General features: G+C 64.8%; 16 protein-coding genes. 15 read left to right on the top strand and 1 reads right to left on the bottom strand.

Features of this window, described 5'->3' with window-relative positions:
* The 7 genes from V6M52_RS02710 to V6M52_RS02740 form a co-directional block, all read left to right on the top strand.
* Positions 1 to 336, top strand: a 336-nt coding sequence (locus tag V6M52_RS02710; RefSeq protein WP_332699192.1) for a helix-turn-helix domain-containing protein, incomplete at its 5' end; no start/stop codon positions are given.
* A gap of 159 nt (positions 337 to 495) precedes the next feature.
* Positions 496 to 1,275, top strand: coding sequence for a 3-hydroxybutyrate dehydrogenase (locus V6M52_RS02715; RefSeq protein WP_332687909.1), 780 nt, complete (start codon positions 496 to 498; stop codon positions 1,273 to 1,275).
* A gap of 8 nt (positions 1,276 to 1,283) precedes the next feature.
* Positions 1,284 to 2,057, top strand: coding sequence for an ABC transporter ATP-binding protein (locus tag V6M52_RS02720; RefSeq protein ID WP_332687910.1), 774 nt, complete (start codon positions 1,284 to 1,286; stop codon positions 2,055 to 2,057).
* Positions 2,050 to 2,784: an ABC transporter ATP-binding protein gene (locus V6M52_RS02725; RefSeq protein ID WP_332699195.1), complete on the top strand. Its 735-nt coding sequence runs from the start codon at positions 2,050 to 2,052 to the stop codon at positions 2,782 to 2,784. The genes V6M52_RS02720 and V6M52_RS02725 overlap by 8 nt, the downstream gene beginning before the upstream one ends.
* Positions 2,785 to 2,828: 44 nt before the next feature.
* Positions 2,829 to 4,031, top strand: coding sequence for an ABC transporter substrate-binding protein (locus V6M52_RS02730; protein WP_332687912.1), 1,203 nt, complete (start codon positions 2,829 to 2,831; stop codon positions 4,029 to 4,031).
* Between the two features lie 63 nt (positions 4,032 to 4,094).
* Positions 4,095 to 4,982: a branched-chain amino acid ABC transporter permease gene (locus V6M52_RS02735; RefSeq protein ID WP_332687913.1), complete on the top strand. Its 888-nt coding sequence runs from the start codon at positions 4,095 to 4,097 to the stop codon at positions 4,980 to 4,982.
* On the top strand, positions 4,982 to 5,962 hold the full coding sequence (locus V6M52_RS02740; protein ID WP_332699200.1) for a branched-chain amino acid ABC transporter permease: 981 nt from the start codon (positions 4,982 to 4,984) through the stop codon (positions 5,960 to 5,962). Before V6M52_RS02735 ends, V6M52_RS02740 begins: the two co-directional genes overlap by 1 nt.
* A gap of 16 nt (positions 5,963 to 5,978) precedes the next feature.
* Here V6M52_RS02740 and V6M52_RS02745 read toward each other — a convergent pair whose 3' ends face one another.
* Positions 5,979 to 7,739, bottom strand: coding sequence for a sigma 54-interacting transcriptional regulator (locus V6M52_RS02745; protein ID WP_332699203.1), 1,761 nt, complete (start codon positions 7,737 to 7,739; stop codon positions 5,979 to 5,981).
* A 447-nt stretch (positions 7,740 to 8,186) separates the two neighbouring features.
* On the opposite strand from V6M52_RS02745, the gene V6M52_RS02750 reads away from it, so the two are divergent.
* The 8 genes from V6M52_RS02750 to V6M52_RS02785 all read left to right on the top strand — a co-directional run.
* Positions 8,187 to 9,659, top strand: coding sequence for a benzaldehyde dehydrogenase (locus V6M52_RS02750; protein ID WP_332699205.1), 1,473 nt, complete (start codon positions 8,187 to 8,189; stop codon positions 9,657 to 9,659).
* A 25-nt stretch (positions 9,660 to 9,684) separates the two neighbouring features.
* Complete coding sequence (locus tag V6M52_RS02755) at positions 9,685 to 10,452, top strand: coniferyl-alcohol dehydrogenase (protein WP_332699208.1); 768 nt, start codon at positions 9,685 to 9,687, stop codon at positions 10,450 to 10,452.
* Between the two features lie 11 nt (positions 10,453 to 10,463).
* Positions 10,464 to 11,351 carry an alpha/beta hydrolase gene (locus V6M52_RS02760; protein WP_332690790.1) on the top strand — a complete coding sequence of 296 codons (888 nt, stop codon included), beginning with the start codon at positions 10,464 to 10,466 and terminating at the stop codon, positions 11,349 to 11,351.
* Positions 11,352 to 11,419: 68 nt separating this feature from the next.
* A complete protein-coding gene (locus V6M52_RS02765; protein WP_332699211.1) occupies positions 11,420 to 12,751 on the top strand; it encodes an ABC transporter substrate-binding protein in 1,332 nt (443 codons plus the stop codon).
* A gap of 3 nt (positions 12,752 to 12,754) precedes the next feature.
* Positions 12,755 to 13,498: an ABC transporter ATP-binding protein gene (locus tag V6M52_RS02770; protein WP_332699214.1), complete on the top strand. Its 744-nt coding sequence runs from the start codon at positions 12,755 to 12,757 to the stop codon at positions 13,496 to 13,498.
* Positions 13,495 to 14,220 (top strand): ABC transporter ATP-binding protein, encoded by a 726-nt coding sequence (locus tag V6M52_RS02775; RefSeq protein WP_332699217.1) that lies wholly within the window; start codon positions 13,495 to 13,497, stop codon positions 14,218 to 14,220. The genes V6M52_RS02770 and V6M52_RS02775 overlap by 4 nt, the downstream gene beginning before the upstream one ends.
* On the top strand, positions 14,213 to 15,163 hold the full coding sequence (locus tag V6M52_RS02780; RefSeq protein ID WP_332690779.1) for a branched-chain amino acid ABC transporter permease: 951 nt from the start codon (positions 14,213 to 14,215) through the stop codon (positions 15,161 to 15,163). The genes V6M52_RS02775 and V6M52_RS02780 overlap by 8 nt, the downstream gene beginning before the upstream one ends.
* On the top strand, positions 15,160 to 15,579 hold a 420-nt coding region (locus V6M52_RS02785), incomplete at its 3' end, for an ABC transporter permease subunit (RefSeq protein ID WP_442881803.1). The genes V6M52_RS02780 and V6M52_RS02785, both read left to right, overlap by 4 nt.

The raw sequence follows: 15,579 nt of genomic DNA on the forward strand, positions 1-15,579 counted from the left end.
GGCTGGGTGATCACGCCCGAGGCCATCAAGTTGCTGCAGGCGCATGCCTGGCCGGGCAATGTGCGCGAGTTGCGCAATGTGCTCGAACGGGCTGCCGCACTGGCCCCGACCGAGGTGATGGATGCCGGTGTCATTGGCCGGGCCCTGCCGCCAGGCGTGGCGCGGCCCGGCGCGCCATTGCAGGGGCTCGCCAATGCCGTGGCGGATACCGAGCGGCAGGCCATCCTCGACGCACTCGAAGCCACTGGCGGGCAGAAGTCCGCCGCTGCCCTGCGGCTCGGCGTGTCGCGGTCGCAGTTCTACGAGAAGCTGAAGCGGCACAATATCAGCGCCTGATCTGTCCGGATTTCCGGACAGTGTCGTGTCCGCCGTACATATTTGATCGTCCGCCCTGTCGGAAACCTCCCTAAAGCCGGCCGTTCTGCGCTTGGCACGGAACTTGATAGGTAACCGGCAAAAGACCGGGCCCATCGAAGGTCCGCTACAGGGTGGAGCATGACGATAAAGCGCGTGGCACTGGTCACCGGCTCGACGAGTGGCATTGGCCTCTCGATCGCCAGCAAGTTCGCGGCGATGGGCTATGACGTGGCGATCAACAGCTTCGAAGCGGAAGCCAGCGTCGATGACGCGGTGCGTGCGGTGGCCGGCAATGGCGCGAATGTGCGCTATTTCCAGTCTGACCTGTCCCTCAATGGCGGTGGCTACGATCTGGTCGGCGAGGTTGTTTCCGCCTTCGGCCAGCTCGACGTGCTGGTCAACAATGCCGGCGTGCAGAAGGTCGCGCCGATCGAGGACTTCCCGCCCGCCGACTGGGACCGTATCGTCGCGGTGAGCCTGGATTCGGCGTTCCATACCATTCGTGCGGCTTTGCCCGGCATGACCGGCCGTGGCTGGGGTCGCATCATCAACATCGCTTCGGCGCATGGCCTGCGCGCCTCGCCATTCAAATCGGCCTATGTGGCAACCAAGCATGCCGTGGTCGGGTTGACCAAGGCGGTAGCATTGGAAACGGCCGAGAAGGGCATTACCGTCAACGCCATATGCCCCGGCTATGTCTGGACCCCGCTGGTGGCCGCTCAGATTGCCGATCAGGCGCGGGTGCATGGCATGAGCGAGGAGCAGGTGGTGCGCGAGGTTATGCTGGCCCCCCAACCGACACGGCAATTCGTGCAGCCCGAGGAAATCGCCGAACTGGCCGCGTATCTCTGCGGCGACCTGGCGCGCTCGATCACCGGCTCGGCCATTTCCATCGATGGTGGGTGGACAGCAAAATGAGTGCAGCCATGACCACCCAGACAGCACCGATGCAAGACGTGATCCTCTCGGCCCGCGGGCTCACCAAGCGCTTCGCTGGCTTCGTCGCGGTCAATGGCGTCGATCTCGATGTGCAGCGGGGCTCCATCCATGCGCTGATCGGGCCGAACGGCGCCGGCAAGACCACCTGCTTCAACCTGCTGACCAAGTTCCTGCAGCCGAGCTCGGGTACCATCACCCTCAATGGCCGCGACATCACCCGCCTGCCGGCCGCCGACATCGCGCGGCTCGGCCTCGTGCGCTCGTTCCAGATTTCGGCGGTGTTTCCCAAGCTCAGCGTGCTGGAAAACGTCCGCATCGCCCTGCAGCGTCGGCGTGGCGACAGCTTCGACTTCTGGCGCTCGCAAACCGTACTGTCCCAGCTCGACGAAGAGGCGATGGCACGCATCGACGAGGTCGGCCTGTCGAGCTTCACCCACGAGACTGCGGGCGAGCTGAGCTATGGCCGCAAGCGGGCGCTGGAGATTGCCACGACGCTGGCGCTCGAGCCCGAAATGCTGCTGCTCGACGAGCCCATGGCCGGCATGGCGCAGGAGGATGTGGGGCGTATCTCGGCGCTGATCCGCAAGATTTCGGCCAACCGCACCATCCTGATGGTCGAACATAACCTGTCCGTCGTTGCCGATCTCTCCGACCGCATCACCGTATTGGCGCGCGGCCAGGTGCTGGCCGAAGGCCCCTATGAGGCGGTCGCCAAGGACCCGCGCGTCGTCGAAGCCTATATCGGAGCCGGCCATGAGTGAGGCAATGGGCATGACCGCTTCGACCACCGACAGCCTGCTCGCGGTGCGCGACCTCAATGGCTGGTACGACGAAAGCCATGTGCTGCACGGCATCAATTTCGACGTTCGCCCCGGCGAGGTCGTGACACTGCTCGGCCGCAATGGCGCCGGCAAGACCACCACGCTGCGTGCCATCATGGGCATTCTGGACAAGCGCCAGGGCTCGGTGCGCTTCGATGGCCGCGAACTGATCGGCCTCGAGCCACGCCACATCGCCCAGGCCGGCATCGCCTTCTGCCCTGAGGAGCGCGGCATCTTTTCCAGCCTTTCCGTGGACGAGAACCTGATGCTGCCGCCGCAGGTCAAGCCGGGCGGGCTGACGCGCGAGGCGGTGCTCGAAATGTTCCCCAATCTGCGCGAGCGCCTATCGAGCCAGGGCACCAAGCTCTCCGGCGGCGAGCAGCAGATGCTGGCCATCGGCCGCATCCTGCGCACTGGCGCCAAGTTCCTGCTGCTGGACGAACCCACCGAGGGCCTGGCCCCGGTGATCGTGCAGCAGATCGGCCGCACCCTCAGCCAGCTCAAGAGCCAGGGCTTCACCATCGTGCTGGTCGAACAGAACTTCCGTTTCGCGGCCTCGGTCGCGGACCGGCACTACGTGGTCGAACAGGGGCGGGTGATCGACACCATCCCCAATGCCGACCTCGCCGCCAACATGAACAAGCTGCACGCCTATCTGGGCGTCTAGCACCAAGCCGCAACACACGGCACCACTCGGAGGAGAACCAAGACATGAACTTCAAGACCCTCATTCTGGCCTCGGCCACCAGCCTGCTGCTGGCAGGCACGGCCATGGCCGAGACTTCAGTCAAGATCGGCGTGCTCAACGACCGCTCCGGCATCTATGCGGATTTGTCGGGCCAAGGCTCGGTGATCGCGGCCCGCATGGCCGTCGAAGATTTCGATGCCGCCGGCAAGGGCATCACGGTCGAAATCGTCTCGGCCGATCACCAGAACAAGCCCGACGTCGCCTCCACCATTGCCCGCCAGTGGTACGACCAGGATGGCGTTGACCTCATTGTCGACGTCCCGACCTCGTCGGCCGCCTTCGCCGTCAGCGACATCACCAAGGAAAAGGGCAAGGTCTTCATGAACTCGGGGGCCGGCTCCGCCGACCTGACCGGCTCCAAATGTTCGCCCAACACCATCCACTGGACCTACGATACCTGGGCCCTGGCGCATGGCACCGGCAATGCCGTGGTGCAGACCGGCGGCAAGAGCTGGTTCTTCATCACCGCCGACTACGCCTTCGGCCAGGCTCTGGAAACCGATACCAGTGCGGTGGTTACCGCGGCCGGCGGCGAAGTGCTCGGCAGCGTCAAGCACCCGTTCCCCGGCACCGACTTCTCGTCGTTCCTGCTGCAGGCGCAATCCTCGGGCGCCCAGGTCATCGGCCTCGCCAATGCAGGCGGCGACACCGTCAACACCATCAAGCAGGCCTCCGAGTTCGGTATCACCCAGGCGGGTCAATCGCTGGCGGGGCTGCTGATCTTCATCACCGACATTCATGCGCTGGGGCTGGAGACCGCACAGGGCCTGGTGCTGACCGAAGCCTTCTACTGGGATCTCAATGACGAAACCCGCGCCTGGTCCGAGCGCTTTGCCGCGGAAAATGGCGGCAACAAGCCGACCATGGTGCATGCTGGCGTCTATGCCAGCGTTTTGCACTACCTAAAGGCCGTCGAGGCAACCGATGGCAAGGAGACCGAGGCCCTGCTGGCTTCGATGAAGTCGACACCGACCAGCGACCCGCTGTTCGGCGAGGGTAGCGTCCGCGAGGACGGCCGGGTGATCCACGACATGTATCTGTTCAAGGTCAAGGCCCCCGCCGACTCCACCGGTCCTTGGGACTATTACGAGACCATGGCGACCATTCCGGCTGCCGATGCCTTCCGTCCCGTGGCAGAGGGCGGCTGCGCCTTCCTCGCCGATTAATATGCCAATGGCGCTCCGGCTCTGCCGGGGCGCCTCCGTTCGTTTCCATCGGGATCGTTTGTCATGTTCGAGCTTTTGGGCATACCGCCACAGGCACTCTTCGGCCAGTTGCTGCTGGGGCTAATCAACGGCTCCTTCTATGCCCTGCTCAGCCTCGGGCTGGCGGTCATTTTCGGCCTGCTCAACATCATCAATTTCAGCCATGGCGCGCAGTATATGATGGGCGCCTTCGTCGCCTGGATGCTGTTGACCTATACGGGCATCAACTATTGGTGGGCGCTGCTGATCGTGCCGCTGGTCGTTGGCGCGACGGGCGTCGTCATCGAACGGCTGATGATCGCCCGGCTCTATCACCTCGACCATCTCTATGGCCTGCTGCTGACCTTCGGGCTGGCGCTGATCATCCAGGGCCTGTTCCGCAACCAGTATGGCGTCTCGGGCCTGCCCTACTCCATTCCCCCCGAACTGTCGGGCGGCACCAATCTGGGCTTCATGTTCCTGCCCAATTACCGCGGCTGGGTCATCGTCGCCTCAGTCGTGGTTTGCTTTGCTACCTGGTTCGCTATTGAGAAGACCCGATTGGGCGCCTATCTGCGCGCCGCCACCGAAAACCCCACGCTGGTCGGCGCCTTCGGCATCAACGTACCGCGCATGATCACCCTGACCTATGGCTTCGGCGTCGCGCTGGCGGCTCTGGCCGGGGTGCTGGCCGCGCCGATCTATTCGGTCAATCCCAATATGGGTGCCGATCTCATCATCGTCGTTTTCGCCGTCGTCGTCATCGGCGGCATGGGCTCGATCCTGGGGGCCATCCTCACCGGCTTCGGCCTCGGCATCGTCGAGGGCCTGACCCGCGTGGTTTATCCCGAAGGCTCGGCGGTGGTGATCTTCGTGATCATGGCCATCGTGCTGCTCGTCAAGCCTGCCGGCCTGTTTGGAAGGACCCAGTGATGACCACACAATCGGAAGCCGGCTATCGCTCCGAAGCCGCGGCCCTGCCCATCGGTACGCCGCGCCATCATCTGGTGATCTTTACCGGCCTGCTGGTGCTGCTGCTGGTGGCACCCAGTGTGCTCTATCCCGTTTTCCTCATGAAGGTGCTGTGCTTTGCGCTGTTCGCCAGTGCGCTGAACCTGCTGCTCGGCTTTGGTGGGCTGCTGTCATTCGGCCACGCCGCCTTCTTCGGCTCGTCCAGCTATGTCGCTGCCTATGCGGCCAAGGCCTGGGGCTTCAATCCCGAATTTGCCATCCTGCTGGGCGTGGTTGCTGCGGCGGCGCTGGGCCTCGGCATCGGGGCGCTGGCGATCCGCCGGCAGGGCATCTATTTTGCCATGGTGACGCTGGCCTTTGCGCAGATGGTGTTCTTCTTCGCCCTGCAGGCGCCGTTCACCGGCGGCGAGGACGGTATCCAGGCCGTGCCGCGCGGCAAATTGTTTGGCCTCATCGACCTCAGCTCAGATCTCACGCTCTATTTCGTGGTGCTGGCCATCGTGTTCGGGGCGTTGCTGCTGATCTACCGCATTATCCATTCACCCTTTGGCCAGGTGCTCAAGGCCATCCGCGACAACGAACCCCGCTCGATCTCGCTGGGCTACAAGGTCAATCGCTACAAGCTGGCCGTCTTCGTCATGTCGGCGGCGCTGGCGGGCCTGGCCGGCGCGACCAAGGCCATCGTGTTCCAGCTGGCTTCGCTCACCGACGTCTATTGGACCATGTCAGGCGAGGTGGTGCTGATGACACTGCTGGGCGGCATGGGAACGGTGTTCGGTCCGCTGATCGGCGCGGCGGTGATCGTCGCCATGCAGAACTATTTCGCGGGCTTCGGCGCCTGGGTCACGGTGCTGCAGGGAGTGATCTTCGTGGTCAGCGTGCTGCTGTTCCGCGAGGGAATTGTCGGCGTACTGGCGCGCTGGTTGAAGAAGCCGCTGTGACGGCGGCGATGGCTGCTTACTCGGTACGGCGGTCGATCTTGAACTTGGCGAGGCGGTAGTCGAGGCTGGCCCGGCTGAGCTTGAGGTCGCGCGCCGCAGCCGACACATTGCCGCCATGGCGTTCCAATGCGGCGACATAGACGGCCCGCTCCATTTCCTCGAATGAACCCGAGGCCGGCGCTGTGGCGGTCTGCTCGAACGGCCGTTGATCCAGCCGGCCGTCCTGGGAGAGCCTGACGGTGAATGGGGGGAGCAGTTCGGAGCCGCTGAACAGGTGCACGACATCGATATGGCCGTCCGCCTCGGCATAGACGGTGCCGCGCTCGATGAGGTTTTGCAGTTCGCGGATGTTGCCGGGATAGTCATATTTGAGCAGTGCCTCGGTGGCGCGCCGGGTGAAGCCGCGGATGGTGCGGCCATGGCGCGCCGAATAGAGGCGCAGGAAGTGGGCCATCAGCAGCGGAATATCGTCGCGCCGCTCGCGTAGTGGCGGGATTGCCACCGGGAAGACGCAGAGCCGGAAATAGAGATCCTGGCGGAAGCGCCCCGCCGCCACTTCCTGGGCCAGATCGACGTTGGAGGCGGCCACGACGCGAACATTAACGGCAATGGTGCGGCTGCCACCGACGCGCTCGATCTCGCGCTCCTGCAGCGCGCGCAGCAGCTTGCCCTGGGCCGAATAGGCCAGCGAGGACACTTCGTCGAGGAATAGCGTGCCGCCCGCCGCGCGTTCGAAATAGCCCGGCCGTGAGTTGGTCGCACCGGTATAGGCGCCCTTTTCGACGCCGAAGAGTTCGGATTCCACCAGATTGTCGGGGATGGCCGCGCAGTTGATGGCGACGAAGGGGCCATCGGCCCGCCGGCTCAACTCATGCAATTGCCGGGAGAACAGCTCCTTGCCGACGCCGGATTCGCCGACGAAGAGCACGGTAGCGTCGGTGACCGCTACTTTCTGCAGCAGATGGCGGGTGCGCATGAAGGCCGCGGACACGCCGACGGCGACATTGCCGGTGGCATCGGGTGCGGGATCGTCTTCGGCGGGTTGTGTCTGGGGCACCTGGACGGACGGATAGGTGCGGCGGTTCTTCCAGTGCAGGCCGAAATATTCGCGCTCCGGCGCGTCCTTCTCCCAGGCCTCGGCATTCTGGCCGATCACCGTGCAATGCTTGGCGCCCATGCCGGCGCATTCGGTCTCGCGAAAGATCACCGGCTTGCCGAAAAGCTTGCTGGTATAGCCAGAGGGATAGCCGGTCTGCATCCAGCAGACGGGCTGGGTGGAAACGCCGTAGCTGGCCAGGTGCTCGGCGGCTTCGGAGGAATCGTCCCACAGGAACTCGCCGAAATAGGTGCCCTTGTCGCCGTCGAACTCGAAATGCTTGGTCGTGACCTTGACGAAGCCTTCGAGCGTATGGACGCGCGGCCCGGCGGCGAGGGCGTGGGTCAGGTCCTCCTGCGGCCAGCGCTTCTGGATCAGTTCCGCATCGCGCACGCCCTGCATATAGCCGATGCGCATGAACATGGCGCGGGCGGTGTCGGTGCCGAAGGCGTCGATGATTTCTTCGCGGATACGGCCCAGCACCGAGGACTGCATCAGCACCACGCGCTGGTCATTGAGCCAGATGCGCCCGTCGCCCAGGGCAAAATGCAGGATCTCTGTGAGGTCCTCGAAAGTGGGAGCCGCGCCGGTTTCGAGTTCGCTGCTGGCGCCGCGACTGAGAATGCCTTGCGCCTGGCGCGATGCCTCGGCCAGTGAAATCAACCGGTCTGCCTTGTTCATGATCGATCCTCCACCTTCCGCCAAGAATTCATGATTTCATGAAATGATCCAGAGAAATTTGCTCAAATGAGGGTGCTGTGATCGGACCGTCCTTCCTAACCTTAAGTTTCGGATGATGCGCTGGAGCAGTATCGCCGCCATCAAGTGCTTGCAGCCAATCGGCTTTGAGGCGGGAACGGCACCACGCTGTGCCTCTGCCGCCGCATCTGGCACGGAGCTTGCAATTGAGTTGGCAAGCCCGTTTGAGGAAGCGGGCGTGGGAGGACATCGACCCCAAAGGTCTTCGTGACGGCTAATGCGACAGGCGGAAAACCGCTTGTTTGCCAGCGCCACCGGCTTGCCCGGCGGCAGGCCTCGTCACTCCCACGCCTCTTCTCCTACGCGGCAAGCCGGCACAAGCCGGTCCGAGGAACATGGCCGCATTGCCGGCACGAGGAGGAGGACGACATGAATATCCAGAGCCCCAATTTCATCGCGGTCGAGAAATGGACCGGCAAGGCGCTGTTCAGCGAGTGGCAGGTCACTGCCGGCGGCATGGTGGATGTGCGCGACCCGGCAACCGATGCCTTGCTCGCCTGTGTCGGCCTTGGCGGACCCGCTGATATTGCCCGCGCCGCCGCCGAAGCCCGCCAGGCGCAGCGCGCCTGGGCCAAGACCCTGCCGACGGCCCGCGCCACCATTCTCAACAAGGCAGCTGACCTGCTGGTGGCCAATGGCGAAGAACTGATCGGCTGGATCATGCGCGAAAGCGGGTCGATCCAGCCCAAGGCCAGCATCGAGATCGAGCATGGCGCGCTGTTCATCCGCCATGCGGCCGGCCTTGCCACGCAACCGACCGGGCTGGTGCTGTCAGGCTTCGATGATCGCACCAACTATGCCAAGCGGGTCCCGCATGGCGTGGTGGGCGTGATCTCGCCGTTCAATTTCCCGCTGGTGCTGTCGGTGCGGGCCATCGCCGCGGCCCTGGCTTTGGGCAATGCCGTTGTGCACAAGCCCGATCCGCGCACGGCGATCAGCGGCGGCATTATCATTGCCCGCATTTTCGAGGAAGCCGGCCTGCCCAAGGGCGTGCTGCAAATCGTGCCCGGTGGCGCCGATGCCGGCGAAGCCCTCTGCACCGATCCCAATATCGCCATGGTGTCCTTCACCGGCTCGGCGCGCGGCGGCTCCAAGGTGGGCGAACTCTGCGGCAAGCATCTCAAGAAGGTGCAGCTCGAACTGGGCGGCAAGAATGCGCTGATCGTGCTCGACGATGCCGATCTCGACATCGCCGCCTCCAATGCCGCCTGGGGCGCCTTCCTGCACCAGGGCCAGATCTGCATGGCGACGGGGCTGATCCTGGCCCATGAATCCATTGCCGAGGCGCTGACCGAAAAACTGGTGACCAAAGCCAGCCACCTGCCGGCAGGCGACCCGTCCTCCGGTCGTGTCGCCCTGGGGCCGATCATCTCGGACGGCCAGGTCGCCACCATCCAGGCCATCGTCGAGGACGCTGTGGCCAAGGGCGCAAAGCTCCTCGCCGGTGGCACCCATGACGGGCGCTTCTATGCCGCCACCGTGCTCGACGGCGTCAAGCCGGGCATGCGCGCCTTCGAAGAGGAAATCTTCGGGCCCGTCGCCTGCATCGTGCGCTTCGGCTCGGACGCGGAAGCCATCGAGATCGCCAATATGTCGGACTATGGCCTCGCCGCCGGGGTGATCTCGGCCGCTACCGGCCGCGCCCTGGCGCTGGGCGAGCAGCTCAATGTCGGCCAGCTCCATATCAACGACCAGACGGTCAATGGCGGGCCCTTCGCCCCCTTCGGTGGACGCGGCAAATCGGGCAATGGCAGCCGCATTGGCGGTCCCGCCGATATCGAGGAATTCACCCAGTGGATGTGGATCTCGGTCAAGGAGCAGGCCACGGCCTACCCGTTCTGATCCACCAATTCAAAGGAATGCTGCCATGAACCTTTCAGGCAAGACCATTGTCGTGACCGGCGCCTCGTCGGGCATTGGCGGGGAAGTTGTCCGGCTCGCCCGCTTCTCGGGCGCCCGCGTTATCGGCCTCGACCGCAACGACCCACTCATCACGCTGGACGGCTTCGTGAAGGCCGATCTGGGTGACCCCGCAAGCATCGATGCGGCAATCGCGGCGCTGCCGGAAAGATTCGACGGGCTGGTCAATGCGGCTGGCGTTCCCGGCACTGCCCCAAGGGAACTGGTCGGGCGCGTGAACTACCTCGGCCTGCGCCACCTGACCGAGGGCGTGGTCGAGCGGCTGAAGCCCGGGGCATCCATTGTCAATTTCGCCTCGGTGCTGGGCGGCGAGTGGCAGCAGCGGCTTGCGCTGCACAAAGCACTGTCGACGGTCGATGGCTTCGCCGAGGGCGAGGCCTGGCTGGCGGCCAATCCGGTCCCTCAGGACACCTGCTACCAGTATTTCAAGGAAGCGCTGATCGTCTGGACCTTTGCGCGGGCCCAGCAGTGGTTCCTTGAGTTCGATATACGCATGAACTGCGTCGCGCCGGGTCCGGTCTTCACCCCGATCCTGGGCGACTTCGTCACCATGCTGGGCCAGGAACGCGTCGCCAACGATGCGCCGCGCATGAAGCGCCCCGGCTTCGGGGACGAGATCGCCCCGCCCGTGACCTTCCTGCTCTCTGATGCCGCCCGCTGGATCAACGGGATCAACCTGCCGATCGATGGCGGGCTGGCGTCAACCTACATCTGAGGAGGACCATCATGTCCAGGGAACAGCTCGACTTTATTCTGAAGATCAGCGCGGAAAATCCACCTCCGGCCAATGCCTCGCCGCCGCAATTGCGCGAGTGGTTCGAGGCGATCAATGCCCAGACGCCGATCGCCGATGGCGCGATGATCGAAACCATCTCGGTGGGGCCATGTTCGGCCGAACTGATCCGGCTGCCGGGCGGCGACGAAAGCCGGCTGGTGATCTATTACCATGGCGGCGGCTTCCTCTTCGGTTCACCCCGTTCTCACCGCACCATCGCGACGCATCTCGCCAAGGCCAGCGGCGCAACAGTGCTGAGCGTCGACTATCGCCTGGCGCCCGAACACCCGGCGCCGACCGCGCATGACGACGCCTACGCCGCCTATCTGTGGGCGCTCGATCGTGGCTATGCGCCTGCATCGGTGGTCCTGAGCGGGGACTCGGCGGGTGGCAATCTGGCGCTGGCGGTGGCGGTGCGCGCCCGGGACAGCGGCGGGCCGCTGCCGTCTTGCCTGGTGCTGATGTCACCGGCGCTGGACCTGGCGAGCGAGGGCGAGTCACACCGCACCTTGGCTGACGCGCCATTGGTCAATCGCGATCTGATGGGCCTGTTCAACCTGGTCTATGTCGGCACCGGCGACCTGCGGTCGCCCGCAGTTACGCCGTTCTATGGCGACGTTTCGGGTCTGCCACCGGTGCTGGTGCATGTGGGTTCGTGGGAACTGCTGCGCGACGACAGCATCACCATCGCCGCACGCATCAACGCCGCGGGTGGCCGCGCCGAACTCAAGGTTTGGGAGGGCATGTGCCACTCCTGGCAGCTGTTCGCGCCCATGCTGGAGGAAGGCATGGCCTCGATCGAGGAGGCTGGAGCTTTTGTTCGGCGGCACGCCGCCTGACAGCCGTGCATGACGCGGGTCCGGTTGGGAGGCCGATCCGCCAGACGCTCAAATCCAGGGAGGAAAATATGAGCATCTACAAGACGATCAGCAGCAGGGGCATCACCCGGCGCAACTTCATCAAGACGGCAGGGACCGTAGCAGGTGGCGCGGCGGCTGGGTTGCTGCTTCCCGCAACCGTGCGCTCTGCCTTCGCGCAAGGCGACGAGGTGATCCGCGTCGGCTTTATCGGGCCACGTTCGGGCCCGCTCGGGGTGTTCGGCGAAGGCGACGCCTTCCTGATCGAGCAGTTCAACCGCAACATGGCTGACGGGGTTCAGGTTGGCGACAAGCGCTATGGCATCCAGCTGGTGCTGGCCGATACCCAGTCTGATCCGGTGCGGGCCAGCCAAGTGGCAAAGGACCTGATCAACGGCGAAGCCATCGACCTGATGCTGGCGTCTGCGACGCCCGAGACCGTCAATCCGGTGGCCGATGCCTGCGAGGCGGCGGGCGTGCCCTGCCTCACTACCACCGCGCCCTGGGAGGCCTTCTATTTCGGTCGCGGCGCCAAGCCGGGCGAGCCGTCGCCGTTCAAGTGGACCTACCACTTCTGCTTCGGCGTCGGGAATTTCGCCAAGCTCTATGCCGACCAGTGGACCAAGGTGGAAACCAACAGAAAAGTCGGCGTGCTGCTGCCCAATGACGCCGATGGCGGGGCCATTCGCGGCCTGCTGCTGCCGGAGCTGGAAAAGGCCGGCTTCACCATTGTCGATCCCGGTCCGTACGAGAACGGCACGGCGGACTTCTCAACCCAGATCAACCTGTTCCGCGACGAAGGTTGCGAGATATTCAACACCTTCCCGTTTCCGCCCGACTTTCCGGTCTTCTGGCGGCAGGCGGCACAGAAGGGGCTCGCCCAGCAGATCAAGATCTGCCAGCTCGCGAAAGCCGGATTGTTCCCGGCCGAACTCGAGGCCATGGGCTCGCTCGGCTATGGCCTGCATGCCGGCGCCTATTGGCACAAGCATTTCCCCTTCAGCTCGCCATCGACAGGCATGAGCAGCCGGGTCATCGCCGAGGGCTACGAGGCTATGGTGGGCAAGCAGTGGAACCAGCAGGTGGGCGCCAATGCCTCGCTGCTCGATGCTGCCGTCGCTGCACTGGCCAGCTCGGGCAACCCCAAGGACAAGGCAGCATTGGCCCAGGCGCTGTCGGTGCTCAAGGCCGAGACCGCCGTCGGGCTGGTCGACTTCACTGCCGGTCCGGTACCCAATTGCGCCACTACCGGCGTGGTGGGGGTGCAATGGGTCAAGGCCACAGAAGGGCCTTGGGAGTTCGACCTGCCCATCGTCTCCAATGCCGACAATCCCTTCGTGCCGACGACCGCCACGATGACCGCCTACACCGTGCAGGGCTGAGCCATGAGCGGTGAACCGACAATGGCCCAGCCCATGCTCGAGTGCCGTGGGATCGACAAGAGCTTTGGCGCCTTCAAGGTGTTGAACGCGGTCGATTTCGCGGTCGCACAAGGCGAGGCGGTGGGCATTGTCGGTCCCAACGGCGCCGGCAAAACCACTCTGTTTGGGGTGCTAGCCGGGGCGCTCCTCCCCTCCGGCGGCACTGTGCGTTTTGCCGGTACCGAACTGACCGGCACCGGAGCGGCAGCCCGGTGCCGGTCAGGCATTGCCCGCACCCATCAGGTGCCGCGGCCGTTCCTGGGCCTGTCGGTGTTTGAGAACACGCTGACGGCGGCGCAATTCGGGGCCGGCCTCAGCGGCCGCGCTGCCGAGGATTGTGCCGCCGAAGCGCTGGAGCGCACGGCCCTCTTGCACCACGCCAACCGGCCGGCCGCAGCTTTGGGCTTGCTCGATCGCAAGCGGCTCGAACTGGCCCGGGCGCTGGCGACACAGCCGCGGGTGATCCTGCTCGACGAGATCGGCGGCGGGCTGACCGAGGCCGAACTGAGCCTGCTGGTCGCGCTGATCGGCCAGCTCAAGGCCGATGGGCTCACCATCGTGTGGATCGAACATATCCTGCACGCACTGCTCAAGGTGATCGACCGGCTGGTCTGCATGAGCGCCGGCGCCGTCATCGCCGAGGGGCGGCCGGATGTGGTGATGGCCGACGCGGAAGTGCGGCGCGCCTATCTTGGAGGGGTGGCATGACCATGCTGGCGGTCAACAATCTGATGGCGGGGCACGGCCTGCTGACGGCGGTCCGCGATGTCTCCTTCGATGTCCGGGCCGGCGAGGTGCTGGGCGTCATCGGGGCCAATGGCGCGGGCAAGACCACCTTGTTCCGCACACTGGCTGGGGTGCATCCAGCTCAGTCTGGCACTATCACGCTCGATGGTGCCGATGTGACCAGGCTTGCTCCCTCTCGCCGCGTTGCCAGCGGTATCGCCATGGTGCCGGAGGGACGGCGGCTATTCATCGATATGACAGTCAGAGAAAACCTGCAGGTGGCGGGGGAGAATGGCCGTTCGGGCGCGTGGACGCTGCCGACCGTGCTGGATGCCCTGCCGGTGCTGGCGCCGCTGCTCAATGTTCTGACCGGTGGCCTGTCGGGTGGCCAGCGGCAGGCGGTGGCGATCGGGCGGGCGCTGATGAGCAATCCCAAGGTACTGCTGCTCGACGAGGTGTCGCTGGGGCTTTCGCCAGTGGCCATCGAAGGCCTCTACGAACAACTGGCCGGGCTCAAGGGTCGCGGCGATACAGCGATGGTCGTGGTCGAGCAGGATCTCGACCGTGCCATGGAATTTTCCGACCGGGTGATCTGCATGCTCGAAGGGCGCATCGTGCTCGACGGCCAGCCGCAGACACTGGGCAAGCAGGCCATCACCGAAGCCTATTTCGGTCTCGCACATGGGGAGATGGTTGATGCTTGACGCACTGATCCAGGGCATTCTGCTCGGCGGCTATTACGCCATCCTCGCTGCGGGCCTGTCGCTGATGTTCGGCGTCGTCCGCTTCATCAATCTGGCGCACGGCGACCTCGCTATTTTCGGCGCCTATCTGGTGCTGTTCGCGGTCGAAGTGCTGGGGCTCTCGCCCTGGTGGGCGGTCGCGGCCGTGGTGCCGATCATGGCGCTGCTCGGCTGGGTGCTGCAGGCGACGTTGTTCGCGCGCACCATCAAGGGCGGCTTCCTGCTGCCGCTGCTGACCACGTTCGGCCTCGGCGCCGTCTTGCAGAATGGCATGTTCGGCCTCTTCGGCTCGGACACCAAATCGCTCGGCAATCATATCGGCAACCTGTCCTGGGCGAGCTGGCAACTGCCGTTCGGCATCAGTGTGGGGCAATTGCCGGTGATCACCTTCGCGGTGGCGGTGGCCGTGCTGGGGTCGCTGCAACTGGTACTCAGCTTTTCCAAACTCGGCCGCGCCATTCGCGCCACGGCAAGCGATCCGGAAGCCGCCGAACTCAGCGGCATCGATGCGCGCGCCGTGCATCGGGCCGCAGCGGCGATCGCTGTGGCATTGGCCGGGTTGGCCGGCGCCTTCCTCGCCATGCGGGCGCTGATCAATCCCTATGCCGGCCCTGCGCAGCTGATCTTCGCCTTCGAGGCCGTGGTGATCGGCGGCATCGGCTCGCTCTGGGGCACGCTAATTGGCGGCATCGTGCTGGGCGTGGCGCAGAGCTTTGGCGCGACCATTTCGGCACAGGGTTTCCAACTGGCAGGACATCTGGTGTTCCTCGGCGTGCTGGGGGCTCGTTTATATCTCGCCCATAGCCGCAATCTCGGGGGCTGGCGCGCGGTGCTGCGGATGCCCCCGTTACCGCAGAAACCCGTCACGCAATTGAAGCAGGCAACCAGCGAGGGTCGGTCATGACGAGCTATGGCGTTGAGCGCTGGACCAGTTCGGGCCGGCTGGCCGTTGGCGTTGCCGCCGGAATGCTGCTGATCCTGGCGCTGTTGCCCACGCTGGCCAGCGGACTGGTGATCGACAAGCTGACGACGCTCTTCGTCTACATCCTCTTGGCGGTGATGTGGAACCTGCTCGCGGGCTATGCCGGGCTGGTCTCTGTAGGGCAGCAGGCCTTCTTCGGCGTCGGCGGTTATCTAGCGCTGCGGCTGGTCGATGCGGGGATGACGCCCTATCTGGCGCTGGTCATCGGCGCTGTCGGCGCGGGCCTAGTCGCGATCCCGATTTCGACTTTCGCCCTGCGCCTCAAGGGCGGGGAATTCGCCATCGCCATGTGGGTGATCGCCGAGGTGCTGCGCATCGTGGTGATGTTCGATCCGCTG

Origin of the sequence: Devosia sp. (assembly GCF_036676215.1) — a bacterium.
Taxonomy (GTDB): Bacteria; Pseudomonadota; Alphaproteobacteria; order Rhizobiales; family Devosiaceae; genus Devosia.

Excerpts from the sequence above, each read along its gene's own strand:
- V6M52_RS02715 (WP_332687909.1), top strand. The coding sequence starts at position 496 with ATGACGATAAAGCGCGTGGCACTGGTCACCGGCTCGACGAGTGGCATT.
- V6M52_RS02720 (WP_332687910.1), top strand. The coding sequence starts at position 1,284 with ATGACCACCCAGACAGCACCGATGCAAGACGTGATCCTCTCGGCCCGC.
- V6M52_RS02725 (WP_332699195.1), top strand. The coding sequence starts at position 2,050 with ATGAGTGAGGCAATGGGCATGACCGCTTCGACCACCGACAGCCTGCTC.
- V6M52_RS02730 (WP_332687912.1), top strand. The coding sequence starts at position 2,829 with ATGAACTTCAAGACCCTCATTCTGGCCTCGGCCACCAGCCTGCTGCTG.
- V6M52_RS02735 (WP_332687913.1), top strand. The coding sequence starts at position 4,095 with ATGTTCGAGCTTTTGGGCATACCGCCACAGGCACTCTTCGGCCAGTTG.
- V6M52_RS02740 (WP_332699200.1), top strand. The coding sequence starts at position 4,982 with ATGACCACACAATCGGAAGCCGGCTATCGCTCCGAAGCCGCGGCCCTG.
- V6M52_RS02745 (WP_332699203.1), bottom strand. The coding sequence starts at position 7,739 with ATGAACAAGGCAGACCGGTTGATTTCACTGGCCGAGGCATCGCGCCAG.
- V6M52_RS02750 (WP_332699205.1), top strand. The coding sequence starts at position 8,187 with ATGAATATCCAGAGCCCCAATTTCATCGCGGTCGAGAAATGGACCGGC.
- V6M52_RS02755 (WP_332699208.1), top strand. The coding sequence starts at position 9,685 with ATGAACCTTTCAGGCAAGACCATTGTCGTGACCGGCGCCTCGTCGGGC.
- V6M52_RS02760 (WP_332690790.1), top strand. The coding sequence starts at position 10,464 with ATGTCCAGGGAACAGCTCGACTTTATTCTGAAGATCAGCGCGGAAAAT.
- V6M52_RS02765 (WP_332699211.1), top strand. The coding sequence starts at position 11,420 with ATGAGCATCTACAAGACGATCAGCAGCAGGGGCATCACCCGGCGCAAC.
- V6M52_RS02770 (WP_332699214.1), top strand. The coding sequence starts at position 12,755 with ATGAGCGGTGAACCGACAATGGCCCAGCCCATGCTCGAGTGCCGTGGG.
- V6M52_RS02775 (WP_332699217.1), top strand. The coding sequence starts at position 13,495 with ATGACCATGCTGGCGGTCAACAATCTGATGGCGGGGCACGGCCTGCTG.
- V6M52_RS02780 (WP_332690779.1), top strand. The coding sequence starts at position 14,213 with ATGCTTGACGCACTGATCCAGGGCATTCTGCTCGGCGGCTATTACGCC.